At 45.2% G+C, this 18,200-nt stretch carries 18 protein-coding genes and 3 tRNA genes; 6 read left to right on the top strand and 15 right to left on the bottom strand.

Annotated features, from left to right (window positions below; genetic code table 11):
• Nucleotides 1–343: 343 nt before the first annotated feature.
• A complete protein-coding gene (locus ACE1OE_RS23050; RefSeq protein ID WP_449212382.1) occupies nucleotides 344–1,171 on the bottom strand; it encodes an SDR family oxidoreductase in 828 nt (275 codons plus the stop codon).
• Nucleotides 1,172–1,238: 67 nt separating this feature from the next.
• Nucleotides 1,239–2,153 (bottom strand): TIGR01777 family oxidoreductase, encoded by a 915-nt coding sequence (locus ACE1OE_RS23045; RefSeq protein ID WP_449212381.1) that lies wholly within the window; start codon nucleotides 2,151–2,153, stop codon nucleotides 1,239–1,241.
• Nucleotides 2,154–2,418: 265 nt separating this feature from the next.
• Between ACE1OE_RS23045 and ACE1OE_RS23040 the strand changes: the two genes are divergently transcribed.
• From ACE1OE_RS23040 to yfcE, 5 genes are read left to right on the top strand one after another with little or no spacing between them, the layout of a single operon-like run.
• Nucleotides 2,419–3,123, top strand: a complete 705-nt coding sequence (locus tag ACE1OE_RS23040; RefSeq protein ID WP_372061847.1) for a DUF1538 family protein — start codon at nucleotides 2,419–2,421, stop codon at nucleotides 3,121–3,123.
• On the top strand, nucleotides 3,120–3,929 hold the full coding sequence (locus tag ACE1OE_RS23035) for a DUF1538 domain-containing protein (protein ID WP_102470812.1): 810 nt from the start codon (nucleotides 3,120–3,122) through the stop codon (nucleotides 3,927–3,929). Before ACE1OE_RS23040 ends, ACE1OE_RS23035 begins: the two co-directional genes overlap by 4 nt.
• The gene (locus ACE1OE_RS23030; protein WP_102470813.1) at nucleotides 3,919–4,269 is read left to right on the top strand and encodes a P-II family nitrogen regulator; all 351 of its coding nucleotides are present in this window, start codon (nucleotides 3,919–3,921) and stop codon (nucleotides 4,267–4,269) included. The genes ACE1OE_RS23035 and ACE1OE_RS23030 overlap by 11 nt, the downstream gene beginning before the upstream one ends.
• Nucleotides 4,266–4,670, top strand: a complete 405-nt coding sequence (locus tag ACE1OE_RS23025) for a CBS domain-containing protein (protein ID WP_102470814.1) — start codon at nucleotides 4,266–4,268, stop codon at nucleotides 4,668–4,670. The genes ACE1OE_RS23030 and ACE1OE_RS23025 overlap by 4 nt, the downstream gene beginning before the upstream one ends.
• A gap of 50 nt (nucleotides 4,671–4,720) precedes the next feature.
• Nucleotides 4,721–5,266 (top strand): phosphodiesterase, encoded by a 546-nt coding sequence (gene yfcE, locus ACE1OE_RS23020; protein ID WP_449212380.1) that lies wholly within the window; start codon nucleotides 4,721–4,723, stop codon nucleotides 5,264–5,266.
• A 115-nt stretch (nucleotides 5,267–5,381) separates the two neighbouring features.
• Here the strand turns inward: yfcE and crr are convergent, their stop codons facing one another.
• The 9 genes from crr to miaB form a co-directional block, all read right to left on the bottom strand.
• Nucleotides 5,382–5,891 carry a PTS glucose transporter subunit IIA gene (gene crr, locus ACE1OE_RS23015; RefSeq protein ID WP_102470816.1) on the bottom strand — a complete coding sequence of 170 codons (510 nt, stop codon included), beginning with the start codon at nucleotides 5,889–5,891 and terminating at the stop codon, nucleotides 5,382–5,384.
• Nucleotides 5,892–5,932: 41 nt separating this feature from the next.
• Nucleotides 5,933–7,660, bottom strand: a complete 1,728-nt coding sequence (gene ptsI / locus ACE1OE_RS23010; RefSeq protein ID WP_449212379.1) for a phosphoenolpyruvate-protein phosphotransferase PtsI — start codon at nucleotides 7,658–7,660, stop codon at nucleotides 5,933–5,935.
• A 135-nt stretch (nucleotides 7,661–7,795) separates the two neighbouring features.
• On the bottom strand, nucleotides 7,796–8,053 hold the full coding sequence (locus ACE1OE_RS23005; protein ID WP_102470818.1) for an HPr family phosphocarrier protein: 258 nt from the start codon (nucleotides 8,051–8,053) through the stop codon (nucleotides 7,796–7,798).
• Between the two features lie 299 nt (nucleotides 8,054–8,352).
• Nucleotides 8,353–9,321 carry a cysteine synthase A gene (gene cysK, locus ACE1OE_RS23000; protein WP_102470819.1) on the bottom strand — a complete coding sequence of 323 codons (969 nt, stop codon included), beginning with the start codon at nucleotides 9,319–9,321 and terminating at the stop codon, nucleotides 8,353–8,355.
• A gap of 206 nt (nucleotides 9,322–9,527) precedes the next feature.
• Nucleotides 9,528–11,033, bottom strand: coding sequence for an apolipoprotein N-acyltransferase (gene lnt / locus ACE1OE_RS22995; RefSeq protein ID WP_449212378.1), 1,506 nt, complete (start codon nucleotides 11,031–11,033; stop codon nucleotides 9,528–9,530).
• Between the two features lie 38 nt (nucleotides 11,034–11,071).
• Nucleotides 11,072–11,968, bottom strand: coding sequence for a CNNM family magnesium/cobalt transport protein CorC (corC, locus tag ACE1OE_RS22990; RefSeq protein ID WP_102470821.1), 897 nt, complete (start codon nucleotides 11,966–11,968; stop codon nucleotides 11,072–11,074).
• Nucleotides 11,969–12,032: 64 nt separating this feature from the next.
• Nucleotides 12,033–12,497 carry an rRNA maturation RNase YbeY gene (ybeY, locus tag ACE1OE_RS22985; RefSeq protein WP_372061845.1) on the bottom strand — a complete coding sequence of 155 codons (465 nt, stop codon included), beginning with the start codon at nucleotides 12,495–12,497 and terminating at the stop codon, nucleotides 12,033–12,035.
• The gene (locus ACE1OE_RS22980; RefSeq protein ID WP_241903171.1) at nucleotides 12,497–13,600 is read right to left on the bottom strand and encodes a PhoH family protein; all 1,104 of its coding nucleotides are present in this window, start codon (nucleotides 13,598–13,600) and stop codon (nucleotides 12,497–12,499) included. Before ACE1OE_RS22980 ends, ybeY begins: the two co-directional genes overlap by 1 nt.
• A gap of 67 nt (nucleotides 13,601–13,667) precedes the next feature.
• Nucleotides 13,668–15,092: a tRNA (N6-isopentenyl adenosine(37)-C2)-methylthiotransferase MiaB gene (miaB, locus tag ACE1OE_RS22975; RefSeq protein WP_102532339.1), complete on the bottom strand. Its 1,425-nt coding sequence runs from the start codon at nucleotides 15,090–15,092 to the stop codon at nucleotides 13,668–13,670.
• 262 nt (nucleotides 15,093–15,354) lie between these two features.
• Here miaB and ACE1OE_RS22970 point away from each other — a divergent pair, with 262 nt between their 5' ends.
• A complete protein-coding gene (locus ACE1OE_RS22970) occupies nucleotides 15,355–16,509 on the top strand; it encodes a 2-octaprenyl-3-methyl-6-methoxy-1,4-benzoquinol hydroxylase (protein ID WP_102470824.1) in 1,155 nt (384 codons plus the stop codon).
• 42 nt (nucleotides 16,510–16,551) lie between these two features.
• Here the strand turns inward: ACE1OE_RS22970 and ACE1OE_RS22965 are convergent, their stop codons facing one another.
• The 4 genes from ACE1OE_RS22965 to ACE1OE_RS22950 form a co-directional block, all read right to left on the bottom strand.
• A complete protein-coding gene (locus ACE1OE_RS22965; protein ID WP_449212377.1) occupies nucleotides 16,552–17,583 on the bottom strand; it encodes a lactonase family protein in 1,032 nt (343 codons plus the stop codon).
• Nucleotides 17,584–17,782: 199 nt separating this feature from the next.
• Nucleotides 17,783–17,867 (bottom strand) — tRNA-Leu (locus ACE1OE_RS22960).
• 82 nt (nucleotides 17,868–17,949) lie between these two features.
• Nucleotides 17,950–18,024, bottom strand: a tRNA-Gln gene (locus ACE1OE_RS22955).
• Between the two features lie 68 nt (nucleotides 18,025–18,092).
• Nucleotides 18,093–18,177: transfer RNA gene (locus tag ACE1OE_RS22950), tRNA-Leu, on the bottom strand.
• Nucleotides 18,178–18,200: the final 23 nt, after the last annotated feature.

Here is an 18,200-nt window from a genome sequence, read left to right as displayed (position 1 = left end):
TATAAGCAAGATTGGTATGAAAGGGGATAAATTCAAGGTCATCATGCAATTTAGCCGTGACGAGCAGAAACCAAAACACCGCACTATTCGTGCGGTGTTTGTGGAGTTCAATGGTTTGGCAGCTAAGGGTGTTTAAAACCAGACAAAATAAGCAAGTGTCATACCCACAGCGAGCCAGTTAAGCTGATTTAACGTCATATTGTTATATCCAGATTAATTGCTGCGAGCTATTGGATCTTAATTGATCCTATAGGATAGTCATCGTAACGTGGTGTACGGTAATCAGACTATATTGAGTAATATATCGATGCTTTGTGACATTAAAATTACAAATGAACGATTTCTATGCAGCTTTTCGCAAGATAGGATCAAGCCACTTGCCTGGAAGTGTTCTTTTTAATAGGGCGAAGATCTTTGTTGGTGTGGTGACTCGGTAGCGAAGTTTGGGGGTTGCAGACTCAAGTGCATGAATGAGAGGTGCAACGCAAGCTTCTGGTGGTAACACAAATTGGTTGTTGGATGTTGTGTCAGATAAGCGCTGAAGCTGTTGCTGGTACTCAAGTTTATGAACGCTTTTTTCGATATTGATCCATTTGAGAAAGGCGACTTTGGCATTGGTTCTAAATTGAGTCTCAATAGGGCCAGGCTCTATCAAAGCAATACGAATGTTTGACGGATGCAGCTCTAAGCGAAGGGTATCCGTCCACCCTTCGATAGCAAACTTGGAAGCGTTATAAGCACCACGATATCTCATGGCGGCAAAACCTAGCACAGAGCTGTTTTGAATAATCCGGCCTTCGTTATGCTGGCGCATGGCTGGCAAGACGAGTCTCACTAATTCATGCCAACCAAAAAAGTTGGCTTCGAACTGTTCACGCAGCCCATCGGTGGGTAAGTCTTCTAACGCCCCAGGTTGCCCATAAGCACCATTGTTAAAGAGGCCATACAGTCGTCCTTCACATAGTGCTAAAGCCTTTTGGGCACCGAGTCGGATACTTTTGGGATTAGCGAGATCCAATTGAATGCAGGTAAGCCCTTCGTTTTGAAGGCGTTTAACATCTGATGATGCGCGACAAGAAGCGATGACATGATAGCCACGCTTATGAAGTTCGTGAGCCGCTGTATAGCCAATGCCAGTAGAGCATCCTGTTATTAATATTGCCTTTTTCATTTAATTGATAATACGTTAGTCCTTACGTGTGTTCACCATAACGATAACGTGAGGGCAGAGACAAGGGTTATCGGCTATTCATAAGAATATTTTTTAATGCCGGCTCAATATGTGGAAACGAAAAATTGAAGCCAATCTCGGTGAGCTTTGTTGGTTTTGCTCGTACACTATCAAACAAAAGGCAAGACGACTCCCCCATGGCGAGCTTGAGCACCCACTTCGGTGTCATCAAAATGTGCGGCCGTTTTAGTGTCTGTGCTAATGCTTTGCTAAACACCGCATTAGGAACGGCATGTGGTGAGCAAAAATTGTAAGGGCCTTGAGCGTGTGGGGTGTCTAGCAGATAGACAATGCCCCTAACCATATCCAAAATGTGTATCCATGGCAGATACTGTTTTCCATCGCCGATAGGACCACCTAGCCCTAATTTATACGGCAATAACATCTTGCCAAGTGCTCCGCCATTTTCTCCCAGGACAACGCCGGTTCTTAACAGGCATACGCGAGTTCGTTCTGACTTTGCACGCAATGCAATCTCTTCCCACTTTTCGCAAACGTTGTGGCTGAAAGAATCTTGATGAACCTGCAGACTTTCATCAAAAGGGTGAGCTTGTTGATCCCCATAATAACCGACAGCCGAGCCACTGATAACGACACTCGGTGGCTTAGTGCTAGCATGAATCAGTGTGACTATTCGCTCTGTTATTTTCCAGCGACTGTCGCAGATACGTTGCTTTTGAGCGGCGCTCCAGCGTTTATCTGCTATCGGTTCACCCGCGAGATTAATGACCCCATCAAAAGTATTGAGGTCATCAAAGCCATCGAGTGTATCTAGATAGGTGATATTCCCTATATCAGTGTGATGAAGCGCTAATTTTGCCGCTTCTGTATTGCGAGTGATAACAGTGACCGTATGCGTTGTCAGGTGTTTGAGTAACTCTTTACCGATAAATCCGGTGCCGCCAGTCAATAGCAAATTCATTCGAGCTTCCCCATCATTTCTTAACCACTTGTTATCTATGAACGATCTAGTCATTTAATTAAATATAGCAATGAAACGAAGCAATTGACTAACTGAAATGACATTCCTTTCTGTTGTGAGAGATCACACATCAATGAGTAATTGTATGCAGATTGTCGTGATGCCAGTTTAGTCACATCTTCTTACATTTTTCTTTGCCATTCTAATCTTATAACAAGAAAACAAGGAGAACTGAGTGCAAGGATTAAAAGCTCTCATCTATGCCATGTTCAACAGCCTTAAAGATCTGTTGCCGATTGTTCTTGTTGTGCTTTTTTTTCAGCTCGTGGTTTTACAAGAACCACTTCCTAATGTCCTATCTATTCTTTTTGGCCTGCTACTTGTTGTCCTCGGACTCACTTTTTTTGTGTTTGGTTTAGAGATGGGACTTTTTCCTATCGGGGAATCAATGGCTCAAGCGTTTGCGAGAAAAGGAAGTGTGTTCTGGCTCGTTGCGTTTGCATTTTGTTTAGGGTTTGGCACGACCATAGCAGAGCCTGCTTTGACGGCTGTCTCTGCTGAAGCCGCCGAGGTGGCCGCTGAAGGGGGGATGATTGCGATGACAGAAGAAGCGATGCAAGACTATGCCAACGGCTTGAGACTGTCAGTGGCCTTTTCTGTAGGGTTGGCGATTGTTCTTGGTGTGATCAGGATTTTAAAAGGCTGGCCAATACACTGGCTTATCATTGGTGGTTATGTGGGAGTGGTGGTACTTACCTGGTTTGCTCCTGAATACATTATTGGTGTGGCATATGACTCAGGAGGGGTCACTACGTCAACGATTACTGTGCCACTGGTAACGGCGTTAGGCGTCGGTCTAGCAAGTACAATCAAAGGCCGTAATCCGATGCTTGATGGCTTTGGTTTGATTGCGTTTGCATCATTACTTCCCATGATGTTTGTCATGGTCTACGGGATGGTATTGTCATGAATTTCATCACCGAATTTTTAATGACTCTATTGTCGACCATAAGAGATGTCACCCCCATCATGGTGATTATCTTTGGTTTCCAGTTTGCGGTATTGCGAAAGCCGATTGCTCATCCAATTCGAGTCGCTGCGGGTTTTGTTTATGTCATCGTAGGGCTTAGCCTTTTTCTCATTGGTCTTGAAAAAGCGCTATTTCCGCTGGGGGAAACCATGGCGATGCAGTTAACGGATACGACATTCCTTAACGAAGTCAAACTGTCTATTGGCGGCTCATTGCAATGGTTTGATTACTACTGGGTCTACCTATTTGCGTTTTGTATCGGCTTCAGCACCACTATTGCCGAGCCGTCTTTGTTAGCTGTCGCGATTAAGGCTAATCAGGTTTCAGGTGGTTCAATTTCTGTGAATGGATTGAGAATTTCGGTGGCGCTCGGCGTGGCTATCGGTATTTCGTTAGGGAGCTATCGAATCGTGGTGGGGGATCCTATTCATTACTACATTATCGCAGGGTACATCTTAGTCGTGATACAAACCTTTTACGCCCCTAAGATGATTGTACCTTTAGCTTATGATTCAGGGGGAGTCACCACCTCAACGGTTACTGTGCCTTTAGTGACTGCGTTAGGGTTGGGGTTAGCGTCAACGGTTCCAGGGAGAAACCCGATGATTGATGGCTTTGGGTTGATCGCTTTTGCCAGTTTATTCCCCATTATCTCAGTCATGGCCTATGCCCAAATAACCCATTGGTTAAATCAACGTGGGGTGGCGTCTCGTGCAACCTCAAAGGAGAAAGAAAATGCGCTTTAAGTTAATTCTCGCTTTTGTCGAAGACAGTAAAACAGATGGGGTATTAGACGCCGCCAGAGAGGCGGGCGCGACAGGAGCAACGGTGATTAATAACGCCAGAGGGGAGGGACTGAATAAGAAGCAAACCTTCTTCGGACTGACGCTTGAGGTTCAAAAAGATGTTTTATTATTTGTGGTTGAAGAGCATTTGTGTCGACATATCTTGGAAACCATCAGTGAAGTAGGAGAATTTGATCAAACCTCAGGGCAGGGCATCGCGATTCAAATTGATATTGAGGATGCGGTGGGGGTTGCCCATCAGGTAGAAACGCTAACGAAAGTAGTCGAGGATGAACTATGAGTGGACAACAGAAAATCTGCGTTCGGGATGTGATGGCAAATACTTATGTGATGGTTGATGGATTAAAAACGGTTCATGAAGGCATCGTATTGGCAAAAGAGCACCAAGTAAAAGCGCTTGTCGTGAACAAGCGGCATGATGATGATGAATATGGCATTGTACTTATGAATGATATTGCAAAAAAAGTGCTAGCCCAAAACCGCTCATCGCACCGCACTAATATTTACGAGATAATGACGAAGCCGGCGTTGTCTGTGGACCCTAATATGAACGTGAAATATTGTGCACGCTTGTTTGAACGATTTGGTATCAGTCGTGCGCCTGTCATTGAAGCGGGTAAGATTATAGGCATGGTCAGTTACAATAATATTGTCGTGAATGGTATGGCGCGTGACGAATAGCATGAAAAGTGGGTTACAATAGCCACATAAAATGTGTTGGAGATAGACCCATGAAATTATTTTTTGCCTCAGATCTACATGGTAGCGTAGAGGCTACGCAGCGAGTGCTCGAAGCGTATCAAAAGTCTGGTGCGGCCAATCTTGTGATTCTGGGCGATGTGTTAAATCATGGCCCGAGAAACCCTGTACCTGATAGCTACCATCCCCCTAAAGTGGCTGAATTGCTCAACGCCCATGCGTCTGACATTATTGCCGTCCGTGGTAACTGTGACAGCGAAGTCGATCAAATGCTGCTTGATTTTCCAATGATGGCCGATTACGCGTGGGTAATACTGCCTTCGGGGCAGCGATTGTTTTTAACTCATGGTCATCTTTATAATGCAGCCAAGCGTCCCAAGCTAAAAAAAGGTGACGTGATTGTGCATGGTCATACCCATATCCCAGTTGCCGACTGGGACGAAGAACAAGTGATCTTTAATCCGGGTTCCATTACCTTTCCACGTGACGGGTATGCGGCGAGTTTTGGTTGGCTTGAAGACGAAACCATGAGTGTTAAGACATTTGACGGCGAGACGATTTGTTCGATTAAACTGTAATTAAGTAATTAAGTAATTAAGTAATTAAGTAATTAAGTAATTAAGTCAGCCAGCTAAATGACAGACATAAAAAAACGCAGCCATTGGCTGCGTTTTTTTCGACGTATCTAAATAATTACTTAGTTACGCGTAGTACTGGTGTTTCACCAACAGTAACAGAACCAGAAAGCTTGTTCAGCTCTTTGATTTCGTCCATGTTAGAGATAACAACTGGAGTCAACGTTGATTTAGCTTTTTCTTCAAGAAGAGCTAGATCGAATTCGATAACCGTGTCACCAGCTTTCACTGATTGGCCTTCTTCAGCGATACGCTTGAAGCCTTCACCTTTCAGTTCAACAGTGTCGATACCGAAGTGTACGAATAGCTCAATGCCATCGTCAGATTCGATAGAGAACGCGTGGTTCGTTTCGAAGATCTTACCGATAGTACCGTTTACAGGAGCGACCATTTTGTCACCAGCTGGTTTGATAGCGATACCGTCACCAACAATTTTCTCAGCAAAAACGACATCTGGCACGTCTTCGATGTTTACGATCTCACCAGATAGTGGTGCGATGATTTCGATTGCACCAGCGTCAGCGCTGTCGTCAGATACTAGCTTCTTCAGTTTGTCAAAGAGACCCATGTTGTGCTCCTAAAGGTTTGATTTTATTCTGCTCAATTATATTAGCAGTTTGTCTTTTCTGCGATAAATTTTTCGACGTGCGCTTCAATTTCTGCAGCAGTCGCCATTTCTAGCGCTTCGTCCGCCATAGCTTTTACTTCTGCGAAGTTAGCGTTACGGATAACTTTCTTAACCTTAGGAATAGAAATACCGCTCATACTAAACTCATCTAGGCCCATGCCTAGTAGAAGTAGCGTCGCGCGTTCGTCGCCAGCAAGCTCGCCACACATACCCGTCCACTTACCTTCTTTATGAGAAGCGTCGATCACCTGTTTAATTACGGTTAATACCGCTGGTGATAGTGGGTTGTATAGGTGAGAAATTAGCTCGTTACCACGGTCTACTGCTAGAGTATACTGAGTTAAGTCGTTAGTACCAATACTAAAGAATGAAACTTCTTTAGCAAGGTGGTGAGCAATCGCTGCCGCAGCTGGTGTTTCAACCATGACACCGATTTCAATATCTTCATCAAACGCAATGTTTTCAGCACGAAGTTCTGCTTTATATTCTTCGATTGCTTTTTTCAGCTCACGAATTTCTTCAACAGAAATAATCATCGGGAACATGATGCGAAGCGTACCGTGTGCAGAAGCACGCAGGATACCACGAACCTGGTCACGAAGGATTTCACGACGATCCAAGCTGATACGCACTGCGCGCCAGCCAAGGAATGGATTCATTTCTTTTGGAAGATCCATGTACGGAAGGTCTTTATCGCCACCAATATCCATAGTACGGATAATGATTGAGTGGCCATTCATCGCTTCAGCAACTTCTTTATACGCTTGGTATTGTACTTCTTCTGTAGGAAGAGAATCGCGGTCCATGAATAGGAATTCAGTACGATACAGACCAACACCTTCACCGCCGTTACGGTTGATACCGTCACAGTCTTTTACGGTACCGATGTTGCCACAAACTTCTACACGGTGTCCGTCTAGAGTTTCAGCTGGTAGGTCTTTAAGTTTTGCAAGTTCCTCTTTTTCAGCAAGGAACGACTCACGGACTTGTTTTGCTTCAGCAAGTTCTGCTTCAGAAGGATTGATGATGATCTTGTTGTTCATCGCATCGAGAATCAGCATGTCGCCGTTCTTGACTTGTTTCGTGATATCGTTAGTACCAACGATAGCCGGAAGTTCAAGTGAACGAGCCATGATAGAGGTGTGCGAAGTACGGCCACCGATGTCACAGGCAAAACCAAGGACATAATCTAGGTTGATTTGCGCTGTCTCAGAAGGCGTTAGATCGTAAGCGACAAGAAGCACTTGCTCATTGATGTCGCTAAGTGACACGATATTAATGCCAAGCGCATTTTTAACAAAGCGAGTACCGATATCACGGATATCCGTTGCGCGCTCTTTTAGATATTCATCATCTAAAGATTCAAGTGCACACGCTTGCTCTTCGATTACGGTGTAGATTGCGTGGTCCGCAGACATTTTGTCTTTCTTGATGAGCGCTAAGATCTCTTCTTCGAGCTCTTCGTCTTCAAGAAGCATGATGTGGCCTTCGAAGATGGCTTCTTTTTCTTCACCAAATGTCTCTAGTGCCTTCTGCTTAACAATTTCTAGCTGAGCTGATGATTTGTTACGAGCGTCAAAGAAACGCTGAACTTCTGCTTCAACTTGGTCATCAGAGATGGTTGCTTTGTTAAGAACAATTTCGTCTTCTTGAAGTAGTAATGCTTTACCGATCGCAATACCAGGAGATGCTAGGATGCCTGAAATCATAGCTTTACCTTAATGTGGTCAAATGTATAAAGAAAGGGTGACTTACTTTGCTATCACTAATGTGTAGCTGAAAGTGCGCGCTAAATCCAATAAAGCCACTTTGCTTAAAACAAAATGGCTTTAGAAGAGTGCAGCTTAGTGAAGCTCGTCCATTAGAGCAACTAGGTGATCTACTGCTTGTTGAGCCTGTGGGCCTTCAGCAGAGATAGTTACGTTAGTACCTTTAACTAGACCTAGAGTCTGTAGCTTGAATAGGCTTTTTGCGCTAGCGCTTTTACCGTTAGAAGTCACAGTGATGTCGGCGTCAAAAGATTTTGCTTCTTTAACGAACTGCGCTGCAGGACGAGTGTGAAGGCCGTTTTCTGCTGTGATTTCTACTTGCTTCTCGTACATTGTTAATACCCCAATTGATTTATTTTATGTTTGTTTTCTTGACTAAAGCGAGCTTAGCGCCATTTATTCGGTTCTGATATAGGACTAAATAGATGACTAAATAAGAACTGCATTGGTCTTGAATTGTAGGACATGATTGCAGTCTTCGCTGTCTACATCTCCTACGACTATCCGTTTATAGCCTATTTATTTTTAAGCTTAAAATAAAACTATCCTGATATTACCAAAGGCTGACAGAGATTCAACAAAAAAGCCCCATAAAGGGGCTTTTTTACAGCAAAATTTGATTTAGCAACAGATTATTGCTGAATCTCTTTATCTGTGAATATGCCTGCAAACAATGCAGAGCTTAGGTAACGCTCGCCCGAACTTGGTAGCACGGTCACGATAGTTTTTCCTTTAAATTCAGGTAGTTCAGATAGTTTGTTGGCCGCTACAACTGCTGCTCCTGATGAGATTCCGGCAAGGATACCTTCTTCTTCCATTAGGCGGCGAGTCATTGCAATCGCTTCATCAGATGTTACAAGTTCCACGCGGTCAATAAGCTCTAAATCAAGGTTTTCGGGGATAAACCCAGCACCAATCCCCTGGATTTTGTGCGGTGCAGGTTTGATTTCTTCGCCAGCAAGCACTTGAGTGATGACTGGTGATTCAGCTGGCTCAACAGCAACCGATATGATGGCTTTGCCTTTTTCGCCTTTGATATAACGACTGGTTCCCGTTAGCGTACCACCGGTGCCGACACCCGCGACAAACACATCAATTTCACCGTCAGTCGCATCCCAGATTTCTGGCCCTGTTGTCTTTTCATGAATGGCAGGGTTTGCAGGGTTGTTAAACTGCTGTAGAAGCAGATATTTTTCTGGATTTGAAGCCACAATCTCTTCGGCTTTAGCGATGGCGCCTTTCATGCCCTTCGCTGCTTCGGTTAGTTCTAGATTTGCGCCAAGTGCTTTTAATAGCTTGCGACGTTCTAGACTCATAGATTCAGGCATAGTGAGTGTGAGTTTGTACCCACGTGCCGCTGCTACAAATGCCAATGCGATACCGGTGTTACCACTGGTTGGTTCAACAAGCTCAACACCTGCTTTAAGTTTGCCTGCTTTCTCTGCTTCCCAAATCATGTTGGCGCCGATACGACACTTAACACTGAAACTCGGGTTACGTGCTTCAATTTTTACCAGTACGTTGCCGTTACTTACTTTATTGAGGCGAACCAAAGGTGTGTTACCAATGGTGAGTGAGTTGTCTTCGTAGATCTTGCTCATTATATGTTCCTTCATTCAGTTAACCGTATCGGTCAGCGATTACATGCTAAGAATATGATTTTGTTCGTTGGGGGAGAAGAATTAAATAGTTATATATTATGGAGGAAAGTATGGGAGGTGTGTATTGATGAGGCTCATAGACTTAAAAAAAGCACAAAATCCAAGGCGAACTCGTGGTTGGTTCGTGGATTTTGTGCTTAATTACGCTACTTTCTACGCAAGAAAAAGGCTGTGCTTAGGCTCGCAAGCACCCAAAAGTAAAGCGGCCATGTGCCGGCTTCTCGATACCAGGTTGTACCGTTTGTTGGTGTGACTTCTGTGCGTAAAACGGCGGTCTCAAATTGTGGGATCTGAGCGGTAACCTTACCCATATAGTCCGTTACTGCCGTCACGCCATTATTTGTTGAACGGATGAGCGGAATACCTAACTCTAACGCTCGCATACGCGCTATTTCCATATGCTGTAATGGTCCGATTGAGTGACCGAACCACGCATCGTTAGAGAGAGTGAGAAGATAGTCGGTTTCTGGTGTCACGTTTTGGCGTACTTGTTCATTAAATATAATCTCGTAGCACAGTGCCGCTGCCATGTGCGCACCGTTGGCGACGATATTAGGTTGAACATATGCCCCACGACTGAATGAAGACATGGGTAAATTAAAGAAAGGTGCAATAGGGCGAAGGATATCTTCAAGCGGGACAAACTCACCAAACGGTAGGAGGTGGTGTTTGTGAAAGCGTTCATCCATATCCAGTTCATAATCCCCATAAGGGGTTTGACCGACGACAAGGATGCTATTGAAGTAACTGTCCGTCTCTGTCTTATTAATGACACCTGTAATGATCGCCGAATCGTTCATTTTCGCAGCAGAATCTAAGTTACTTAGAAATGACGGCAACTCAAACTCCATGGCTGGAATGGCCGCTTCTGGCCAAATGATAATATCAGCATCCCAGTTTTCTCGGCTCAAATCCGTGTACTTCATGATGGTTGGCCAGCGCTGGCTTGGCAGCCATTTTAACGCTTGGTCAACATTACCCTGGATCAGAGCTACGGTTTTAGTACGCGAATCATCAGGGGTGACCCACTCGTAGTGACGTAGTCCAAACCCAACAGAAAAGATGACCAAAGGAATCAGCGCGATCTGCCAGTATTTATTATAAATGGCATAGGCAAGACTACCCGCGGTGAGCAGGATCGCAAAGGTAATGAGCTCAACACCGCCCATTGGTGCAAAGCTCGCAAGGGGAGAGTCAATCTGGCTGTACCCCAGCCAAAGCCAAGGGAAACCTGTCATTACCCAGCCACGAGCCCAATCAAAGATGAGCCACAATGCCGGTGCTGCCAATAGGTAGCGAGTTCGGTTGTCTTTGACAAAGAAGCGATTTAGCGACCATGCAAACAGTGCGGAATAAACGGATAGATAACCGACAAGCAAGGACATCAGGAACACACTAGCAATCTTGGGCATTCCCCCAAAACTGTCAATGCTGACGTGTACCCAGCTAATGCCGGTTGCAAACTGGCCAAGGCCCCAAGCGTAACCAATGAAAAGTGCCTTACGTGCGGTTTGTCCTTGGATAAGCAATAACAGAGCAAGTGGGCTTAATAATGCAAGCGGCCACCACTGATACGGAGCGAAGGCTAGGGTAGTGCTGGCGCCAACAAAAGCGGCCCCAATGGGCCGCAATAGGCGAAGATTATTCTTCATTTAATGATGGTCTCACTTAACCGGTGAACATCGTGCTGTTATTCTTCAGCACTGGGTGTAACCTCAAGATCGGGAATGGTCACTTGAACTTGTACGACGCGACGATTATCAGCGGCAGTCACTTTAAAGCTATAGTTTTCTATCTCAACCACTTCCCCTCTTACAGGTAGGTGACCGAACGCTGTCATGATTAATCCACCGACGGTATCGACTTCTTCATCACTGAAGGTAGAACCAAAGGTGTCATTAAACTCTTCGATTGTTGTCAGTGCTTTGACGGCAAACGTATGTTTGCTGAGCTTTCTGATATCGAGTTCATCATCGTCATCAAACTCATCTTCGATTTCGCCGACAATTTCTTCTAGGATGTCTTCAATGGTCACAAGACCTGAAACACCACCGAATTCGTCGACAACGATCGCCATGTGATAGCGTTCCTCTCGGAACTCCTTAAGCAAGCGGTCAACCCGTTTACTTTCTGGCACGACGACGGCAGGGCGAATGACTTCTTCAATGTCAAAAGGGGCACTATTGGAGCCCAAATAGCGGAGTAGGTCCTTAGCTAAGAGAATACCTTCCACATGGTCTTTGTCTTCGCTAATGACTGGGTAGCGAGAATGCTGTGCATCAGTCATTAGTCCAATCAATTTATCGAAGTCATCAGAACGTTCGATAGTGACCATTTGTGAGCGAGGTAGCATGATATCACGCACTCGCATTTCGGAAATTTCCATGACACCCTCGAGCATATCGCGTGTGTCATGGTCAATTAGGTCGTTAATCTCAGAGTCACGGATGACATCGACTAATTCTTGGCGATCTTTTGGTTCACCTTGAAATATTTGACCTAGGCGCTCAAAGAAGGACTTTCTACTCGGACCTTCAGATTTTTTGCTGTTTCCCTCGGGGTGAGAGGGAGAAGACTCTTCGTTCATGATTTCTCAATTCAGAATGCTATCAGACGTGTGATAGCGCACATAAGAAGAGGCGGAGATGCCTCTATTGTTTCTCTGCTATATAAGGGTCTTCAAATCCCATATCTAGCATGATTTCGGTTTCTAAAGCTTCCATTTCGTCGGCTTCATTATCGTCAATATGATCATAACCTAGCAGATGAAGGCTGCCGTGTACAACCATATGTGCCCAGTGTGCAGTTTGGCTTTTTGACTGCTCTTTTGCTTCTTTTTCGACAACTTGGCGACAAATAACCAGATCACCGAGCAAACTAATCTCGATTCCTGGCGGTGCTTCAAACGGAAAAGACAGCACATTAGTTGATTTGTCTTTGCCACGATAGTCGTGATTCAACTGGTGACTTTCTTCCTCATCCACAATTCTCACTGTGAGTTCAGCGTCTTTTTGAAATGGAGTGATTGTTTTGTCTAGCCAGTGCTGAATATCGGCTTGCGATGGTAACCCTTCTTCAGATTCGACCGCTAGCTGTAGATCAAGTTCAATGCTCATTATTCACCTGCCGATGGCGTTGTATTGGTTGTGCCATTATTTGCGGCGCTGTTATTGGCCTTAACTGCATCATATTCTTCGCGACGACGACGCTCAATTTCTTTACGAGCTTTTTGGTCTTCAGATTCCCACTTTTCATAGGCATTAACGATGCGAGCCACCACTGGGTGTCGAACCACATCATCAGCTTGGAAGAAATTGAAACTGATCTCGTCAACATCACTTAGTACTTCGACGGCGTGGCGTAGACCCGATTTAGCGCCACGAGGCAAATCTATTTGAGTGACATCACCAGTAATGACGGCGCGAGAGTTAAATCCAATACGCGTGAGGAACATTTTCATTTGTTCAACGGTTGTATTTTGGCTTTCATCTAGAATGATGAAGGCGTCGTTGAGGGTACGTCCGCGCATGTAGGCTAAAGGTGCGACCTCAATGACGTTACGCTCAATGAGCTTTTCGACACGCTCAAAGCCCAGCATTTCAAACAATGCATCATAGAGTGGGCGCAAGTATGGGTCGACCTTTTGGCTTAAATCACCGGGTAAGAAGCCGAGTTTTTCGCCTGCCTCAACAGCAGGGCGAGTAAGCAAAATACGACGGATTTCTTGACGCTCGAGTGCATCAACGGCGGCAGCAACCGCAAGGTAGGTTTTACCCGTACCTGCCGGGCCAATACCAAAGCTGATATCATGCGTCACCATATTGACGAGATATTGCCCTTGGTTAGGCGTACGAGGCTTAATAATGCCTTTCTTAGTGCGAATAAATACTTCTTTACCGTGAGCCAACTCAGATTCAGCGGTTTGCTCAAGGACACCGGATTCTTTCACCGCTAGGTGAATTTGGTCAGGTTCAATATCAGGGAACTGACCACGAACTGGCGCAGTATCAACATATAATGATTTGATGATATCTAACGCAGCTGCAGTGGTATGTGGTTTACCCACAATGGTGAAAAAGTTGCTGCGATGATTGATTTCTACGCCCAAACGGCGTTCTAAATGCTTGATATTGTCATCGAAAGGACCGCATAGACTAGAAAGGCGGCGGTTATCAGAGGGCTCTAGGTTAATCTCTAAGGTAACTATTTTATTGCTCAATGTGGCCTCACATATGCCCTTTGGGCGATGTATAGAGCCCGATTGAGACCGGGCTCCTCATTAGGAGTTAAGGCGTAAAGGTTGCCACACCTAACTCATCTTCGCGACGAGTTTTTTCCATCATTTCTGTTGGAGACGTCACAACACGAAGATCGATATCTTTTTCAGTACGGAGTAACTCGCCTCGAAGAGAGTTTGCGAAGACATCAACGATCTTCACGTCAACAAACTGACCAATTAAATCTGCGCTGCCTTCAAAGTTAACCACTCGGCTATTCTCTGTACGACCGCGAAGCTCCATTAGGTTTTTCTTAGAAGGGCCTTCAACCAAGATTCGTTGCTCAGTGTCTAGCATTAGACGAGAGTAACGCATAGCTTGTGAATTCACCGTTTGTTGAAGCTCAGCCAGGCGATCTTTTTTGGTTTGCTCAGAAAGATCACAAGGATAATCTGCTGCAGGTGTCCCTGGGCGTGGTGAGAAAACAAAGCTAAAGCTCATATCAAAATCAACGTCTTTGATCAGCTTCATTGTGTCTTGGAAATCTTTGTCGCTTTCACCTGGGAAGCCAACGATGAAATCAGAACTAATTTGAATACCTGGGCGCGCTTTTCTCAACTTACGAATAATCGATTTATATTCGATGGCAGTATGAGGACGTTTCATCATGGTCAATACACGATCTGAGCCACTTTGGACCGGGAGGTGAAGGAAGCTGACTAGCTCTGGCGTATCTTCATACACCGCGATGATATCGTCGGTAAATTCTAATGGGTGACTGGTCGTAAAGCGAATACGGTCGATACCATCAATGGAAGCGACAAGACGCAATAAATCAGCAAATGAACAAATATCACCATCGTGCATTGGACCACGGAACGCATTGACGTTCTGACCTAGAAGGTTGACTTCACGAACCCCTTGCTCAGCAAGTTGTGCGATTTCAAAAAGCACGTCATCCATTGGGCGGCTAACTTCTTCACCACGTGTATACGGTACGACGCAGTACGTACAGTACTTTGAACAACCTTCCATAATGGAAACGAAGGCTGTTGCGCCTTCAGCGCGTGGCTCTGGAAGGTTGTCGAACTTTTCAATCTCTGGGAAAGAGATGTCCATTACTGGCGCTTCATCGCTTTGAGAGCGACGAATCATTTCTGGTAGACGGTGAAGGGTTTGTGGACCAAAAATTACGTCAACAAACGGAGCACGTTTACGGATGTGATCGCCTTCTTGGGTTGCGACACAACCACCAACACCAATCACGACACCTTCTTTTTTGTCTTTAAGTGTTTTCCAACGACCGAGTTGATGGAATACCTTTTCTTGTGCCTTTTCGCGGATTGAACAGGTATTCAAAAGTAAGACGTCTGCTTCCTCAGGCACATCTGTCAGCTCATAGCCGTTTGCAGCATTAAGCAGGTCGGCCATTTTTGATGAATCGTATTCGTTCATCTGGCAACCCCAGGTTTTAATTAGCAGTTTCTTACTCATCACTATCGCTCGTCAGTTATTTAAATTTGGTAGAACTATTGTTTAAATTATAGCCGCCATATCGGCGGTAAGCGGCGTATTGTACTGCTTTAAAAACCGCCTGACTAGTAGTAGCAAGAAAACTCTTTGAGCGCTTATGTCATCAATGATGCATGACAAAAATAGCCTCTGCATATGTAAGGAAATTTAGTGAAAATTACTCGCCCTTTGATGGTACGAACCGTACAATAAAAATACGTAGAATTCAGGGTAGTAGTGAATAATGGAACAGTTTGAAATCGTTGTCGTTGGTGGTGGAATGGTTGGCGCAGCCGTTGCAATTGGTTTTGCAAAGCAGGGGCGTTCGGTGGCTTTAGTTGAAAAATTCGAGCCTAAGGCCTTCGACGCTGCCCAACCCATGGATCTCAGGGTATCGGCTATTTCTCAACATTCCGTGGATCTACTCACGCAACTCGGCGCTTGGGATGAGATTGCCGCCATGCGGACCTGTTCATATTCTCGACTGGAAACTTGGGAAGCAGAAGAGTGTCGGCTTCGTTTTCATGCCGAGTCACTAGGGCTTGAACGACTTGGCTACATTGTCGAAAATCGATTGATTCAGCTGGGGCTGTGGTCTCAATTCGCTCAGTATAGCAACTTGAACGTTATTGATTCTGATGGCTTAGATTCGATATCGTATAATGGAGAGCTCAATACACTGTTACTTGAATCGGGTAGGCAACTTGAGACCTCGTTTGTTGTGGGGGCCGATGGAGCGAATTCGAAAGTGCGACAAGCGGCAGGTATTGGCATTACTGCATGGGATTATCGTCAAGAGTGTATGCTCATCAACGTAGAAACGACGCTGCCGCAACAAGATATCACTTGGCAGTGGTTTACACCTTCTGGGCCTCGCTCGTTTCTACCGCTTTGTGGCCACCAAGGCTCACTAGTGTGGTATGACTCTCCAAGAAGAATTAAACAGCTCAAGGCGATGACACCTAAGCAGTTAAAGCTTGAAATCCAGCGTTGCTACCCTGCAGAGCTCGGAGAGATAGAGGTTTTGGCTCATGGTTCATTTCCATTAACACGCCGTCATGCACAGCAATACGCTAAGCACGGTTGCGTTTTGGTTGGTGATTCTGCCCATACTATCAATCCACTAGCAGGCCAAGGCGTTAACCTTGGCTTCAAAGATGTCGAAGCGCTCATACGGTTATCAGAGGGGCAGGCTTTAAGTTCTAAAGTTCTTAGTAAGTATGAGTTACATCGACGTCCAGATAACTTGTTGATGCAAACGGGTATGGATGTCTTTTATAAGGGCTTTAGTAATACGCTTTCGCCGCTGCAGTTTGCCCGTAATGCCCTACTTAAACTTGCCGAGCACTCGGGGCCGATTAAAACACAGGTCCTTCGTTATGCGATGGGACTTAAGTAAAATGCGCTGTTAAGTCGGGGTATCCTCGTCATTACAACGTTATTAAGAGTGTCCAATGAGTACACAAACCGGGTTTGCTAGTGCCAGGGTCTCTGGCATCAGTGTGGGCTGACCTGTCTTTTTATCTAAAGAGAAGAAGGCAAGGTTATTGGAGTGTTGGTTGGCGGCAATGAGATATAAGCCATTTTGAGTGATGCCGATATCCCTTGGGAATACCCCATTACTAGCCACGTAACCTTGATAGCTAGGGGCAGATCGGCTCGTGATATCAAACCAACTGATCACGGACTGACCACGCCCAGTAATGTAGACATAGCGTTCATCTGGTGACAGTTTGATCGCGCCAGCCGCTTCCTTGCATTCGTGTTCAGGGAAGCCTTGTTGTGAATGAATTACCCGCCATTCCCCTCGACCCTTTCTTTCAATCACACACAGCGTCTCATCTAATTCACACAATACAAAGCCAAACAAACCGTCTTGGGTAAATACCAGGTGCCTTGGCCCACTTCCTGAAGGAAGTGAGAGACGTTGCTGGTGAATAATATTATTTGAAGCATAGTGGTAAAAATTGAGTTCATCGATCCCTAGGTCGACGGTGACCAGTGAATTAGAGCGAGGAACAAACATCAGCTGATGACCATGTGGGTCCTGCTGTCGAGTCGGATGCTGGCCTTTCCCTGTGCTGTGAAGCGATGCTAACTGATGCGCTATATGCCCAGTTGAGGTCAGACTAAATATGTCAAAACTGCCGGAACCATAATGTGAAACACCAAGGAATTGATGGCATTCGGACAAAGACACATGACAAGGGTAATCGCCTTGGAGTAACGTGATCGCTTGCTCAGTCATCGCGTTATCGAAGAAATACAAGGCGGCATTATCTTTGTGACTCCTTTCTGAAATAGCGTAGAAGCCGAGGGGAGATTGAGCAATATAAGATGGATTATCGACGTTAGAAACACGCAGTACGGTATTTGGTTTATCCGCCTCTAGATTCATCATGATCTGGCTAAACCCAGGCTGAACGCCTTCAGTATATTGCCCAACGGTTAGTGGGATGGTTGACTTCGACATATAACTTCTTTGTTTGTGATGATGAATCACCAGAGTGAGGGAAGTTTGATGTAAAAAGTAGTGGAGGCGAGCGATTATGTGAGGGATGACAAAGCGTTAATCTAAAGCTTGTTCGTTCAGAGTCACTGGGGTTTAAAACGAAAAAATAACTGGGGTTAAAACGAAAAAAAGTCCGTCAAATGACAAACTTTCTTGATAATGGTGCGGTCGGAGAGACTTGAACTCTCACACCTCTCGGCGCCAGAACCTAAATCTGGTGCGTCTACCAATTCCGCCACGACCGCAGCAAAGCTTTTCAACCTAAGTAAAGAATTAGAGAAGAATATATAGTTAAGAAGACATTGGAGAATCTCAATAACGTTGTAATGGCTGGGCTACCTGGATTCGAACCAGGGAATGCTGGCATCAAAAGCCAGTGCCTTACCGCTTGGCGATAGCCCAACAGGATTGTTTCAGTGTCAATCACACGATCTTAATGGCGTTAAACGAATTAACACATTAAGAAATAATGGTGCGGTCGGAGAGACTTGAACTCTCACACCTCTCGGCGCCAGAACCTAAATCTGGTGCGTCTACCAATTCCGCCACGACCGCAGCAAAGCTTTTCAACCTAAGTA

It is taken from the genome of Vibrio sp. E150_011 (assembly GCF_053544015.1).
Note: the sequence above shows the minus strand (reverse complement) of the source record. Positions and strands in the feature narration are given on the sequence as shown.

Bases quoted from the DNA above. Each gene is read 5' to 3' on its own strand.
- ACE1OE_RS23050 (WP_449212382.1), bottom strand. From the start codon at position 1,171: ATGAAAAAGGCAATATTAATAACAGGATGCTCTACTGGCATTGGCTAT.
- ACE1OE_RS23045 (WP_449212381.1), bottom strand. From the start codon at position 2,153: ATGAATTTGCTATTGACTGGCGGCACCGGATTTATCGGTAAAGAGTTA.
- ACE1OE_RS23040 (WP_372061847.1), top strand. From the start codon at position 2,419: ATGTTCAACAGCCTTAAAGATCTGTTGCCGATTGTTCTTGTTGTGCTT.
- ACE1OE_RS23035 (WP_102470812.1), top strand. From the start codon at position 3,120: ATGAATTTCATCACCGAATTTTTAATGACTCTATTGTCGACCATAAGA.
- ACE1OE_RS23030 (WP_102470813.1), top strand. From the start codon at position 3,919: ATGCGCTTTAAGTTAATTCTCGCTTTTGTCGAAGACAGTAAAACAGAT.
- ACE1OE_RS23025 (WP_102470814.1), top strand. From the start codon at position 4,266: ATGAGTGGACAACAGAAAATCTGCGTTCGGGATGTGATGGCAAATACT.
- yfcE (WP_449212380.1), top strand. From the start codon at position 4,721: ATGAAATTATTTTTTGCCTCAGATCTACATGGTAGCGTAGAGGCTACG.
- crr (WP_102470816.1), bottom strand. From the start codon at position 5,891: ATGGGTCTCTTTGACAAACTGAAGAAGCTAGTATCTGACGACAGCGCT.
- ptsI (WP_449212379.1), bottom strand. From the start codon at position 7,660: ATGATTTCAGGCATCCTAGCATCTCCTGGTATTGCGATCGGTAAAGCA.
- ACE1OE_RS23005 (WP_102470818.1), bottom strand. From the start codon at position 8,053: ATGTACGAGAAGCAAGTAGAAATCACAGCAGAAAACGGCCTTCACACT.
- cysK (WP_102470819.1), bottom strand. From the start codon at position 9,321: ATGAGCAAGATCTACGAAGACAACTCACTCACCATTGGTAACACACCT.
- lnt (WP_449212378.1), bottom strand. From the start codon at position 11,033: ATGAAGAATAATCTTCGCCTATTGCGGCCCATTGGGGCCGCTTTTGTT.
- corC (WP_102470821.1), bottom strand. From the start codon at position 11,968: ATGAACGAAGAGTCTTCTCCCTCTCACCCCGAGGGAAACAGCAAAAAA.
- ybeY (WP_372061845.1), bottom strand. From the start codon at position 12,497: ATGAGCATTGAACTTGATCTACAGCTAGCGGTCGAATCTGAAGAAGGG.
- miaB (WP_102532339.1), bottom strand. From the start codon at position 15,092: ATGAGTAAGAAACTGCTAATTAAAACCTGGGGTTGCCAGATGAACGAA.
- ACE1OE_RS22970 (WP_102470824.1), top strand. From the start codon at position 15,355: ATGGAACAGTTTGAAATCGTTGTCGTTGGTGGTGGAATGGTTGGCGCA.
- ACE1OE_RS22965 (WP_449212377.1), bottom strand. From the start codon at position 17,583: ATGTCGAAGTCAACCATCCCACTAACCGTTGGGCAATATACTGAAGGC.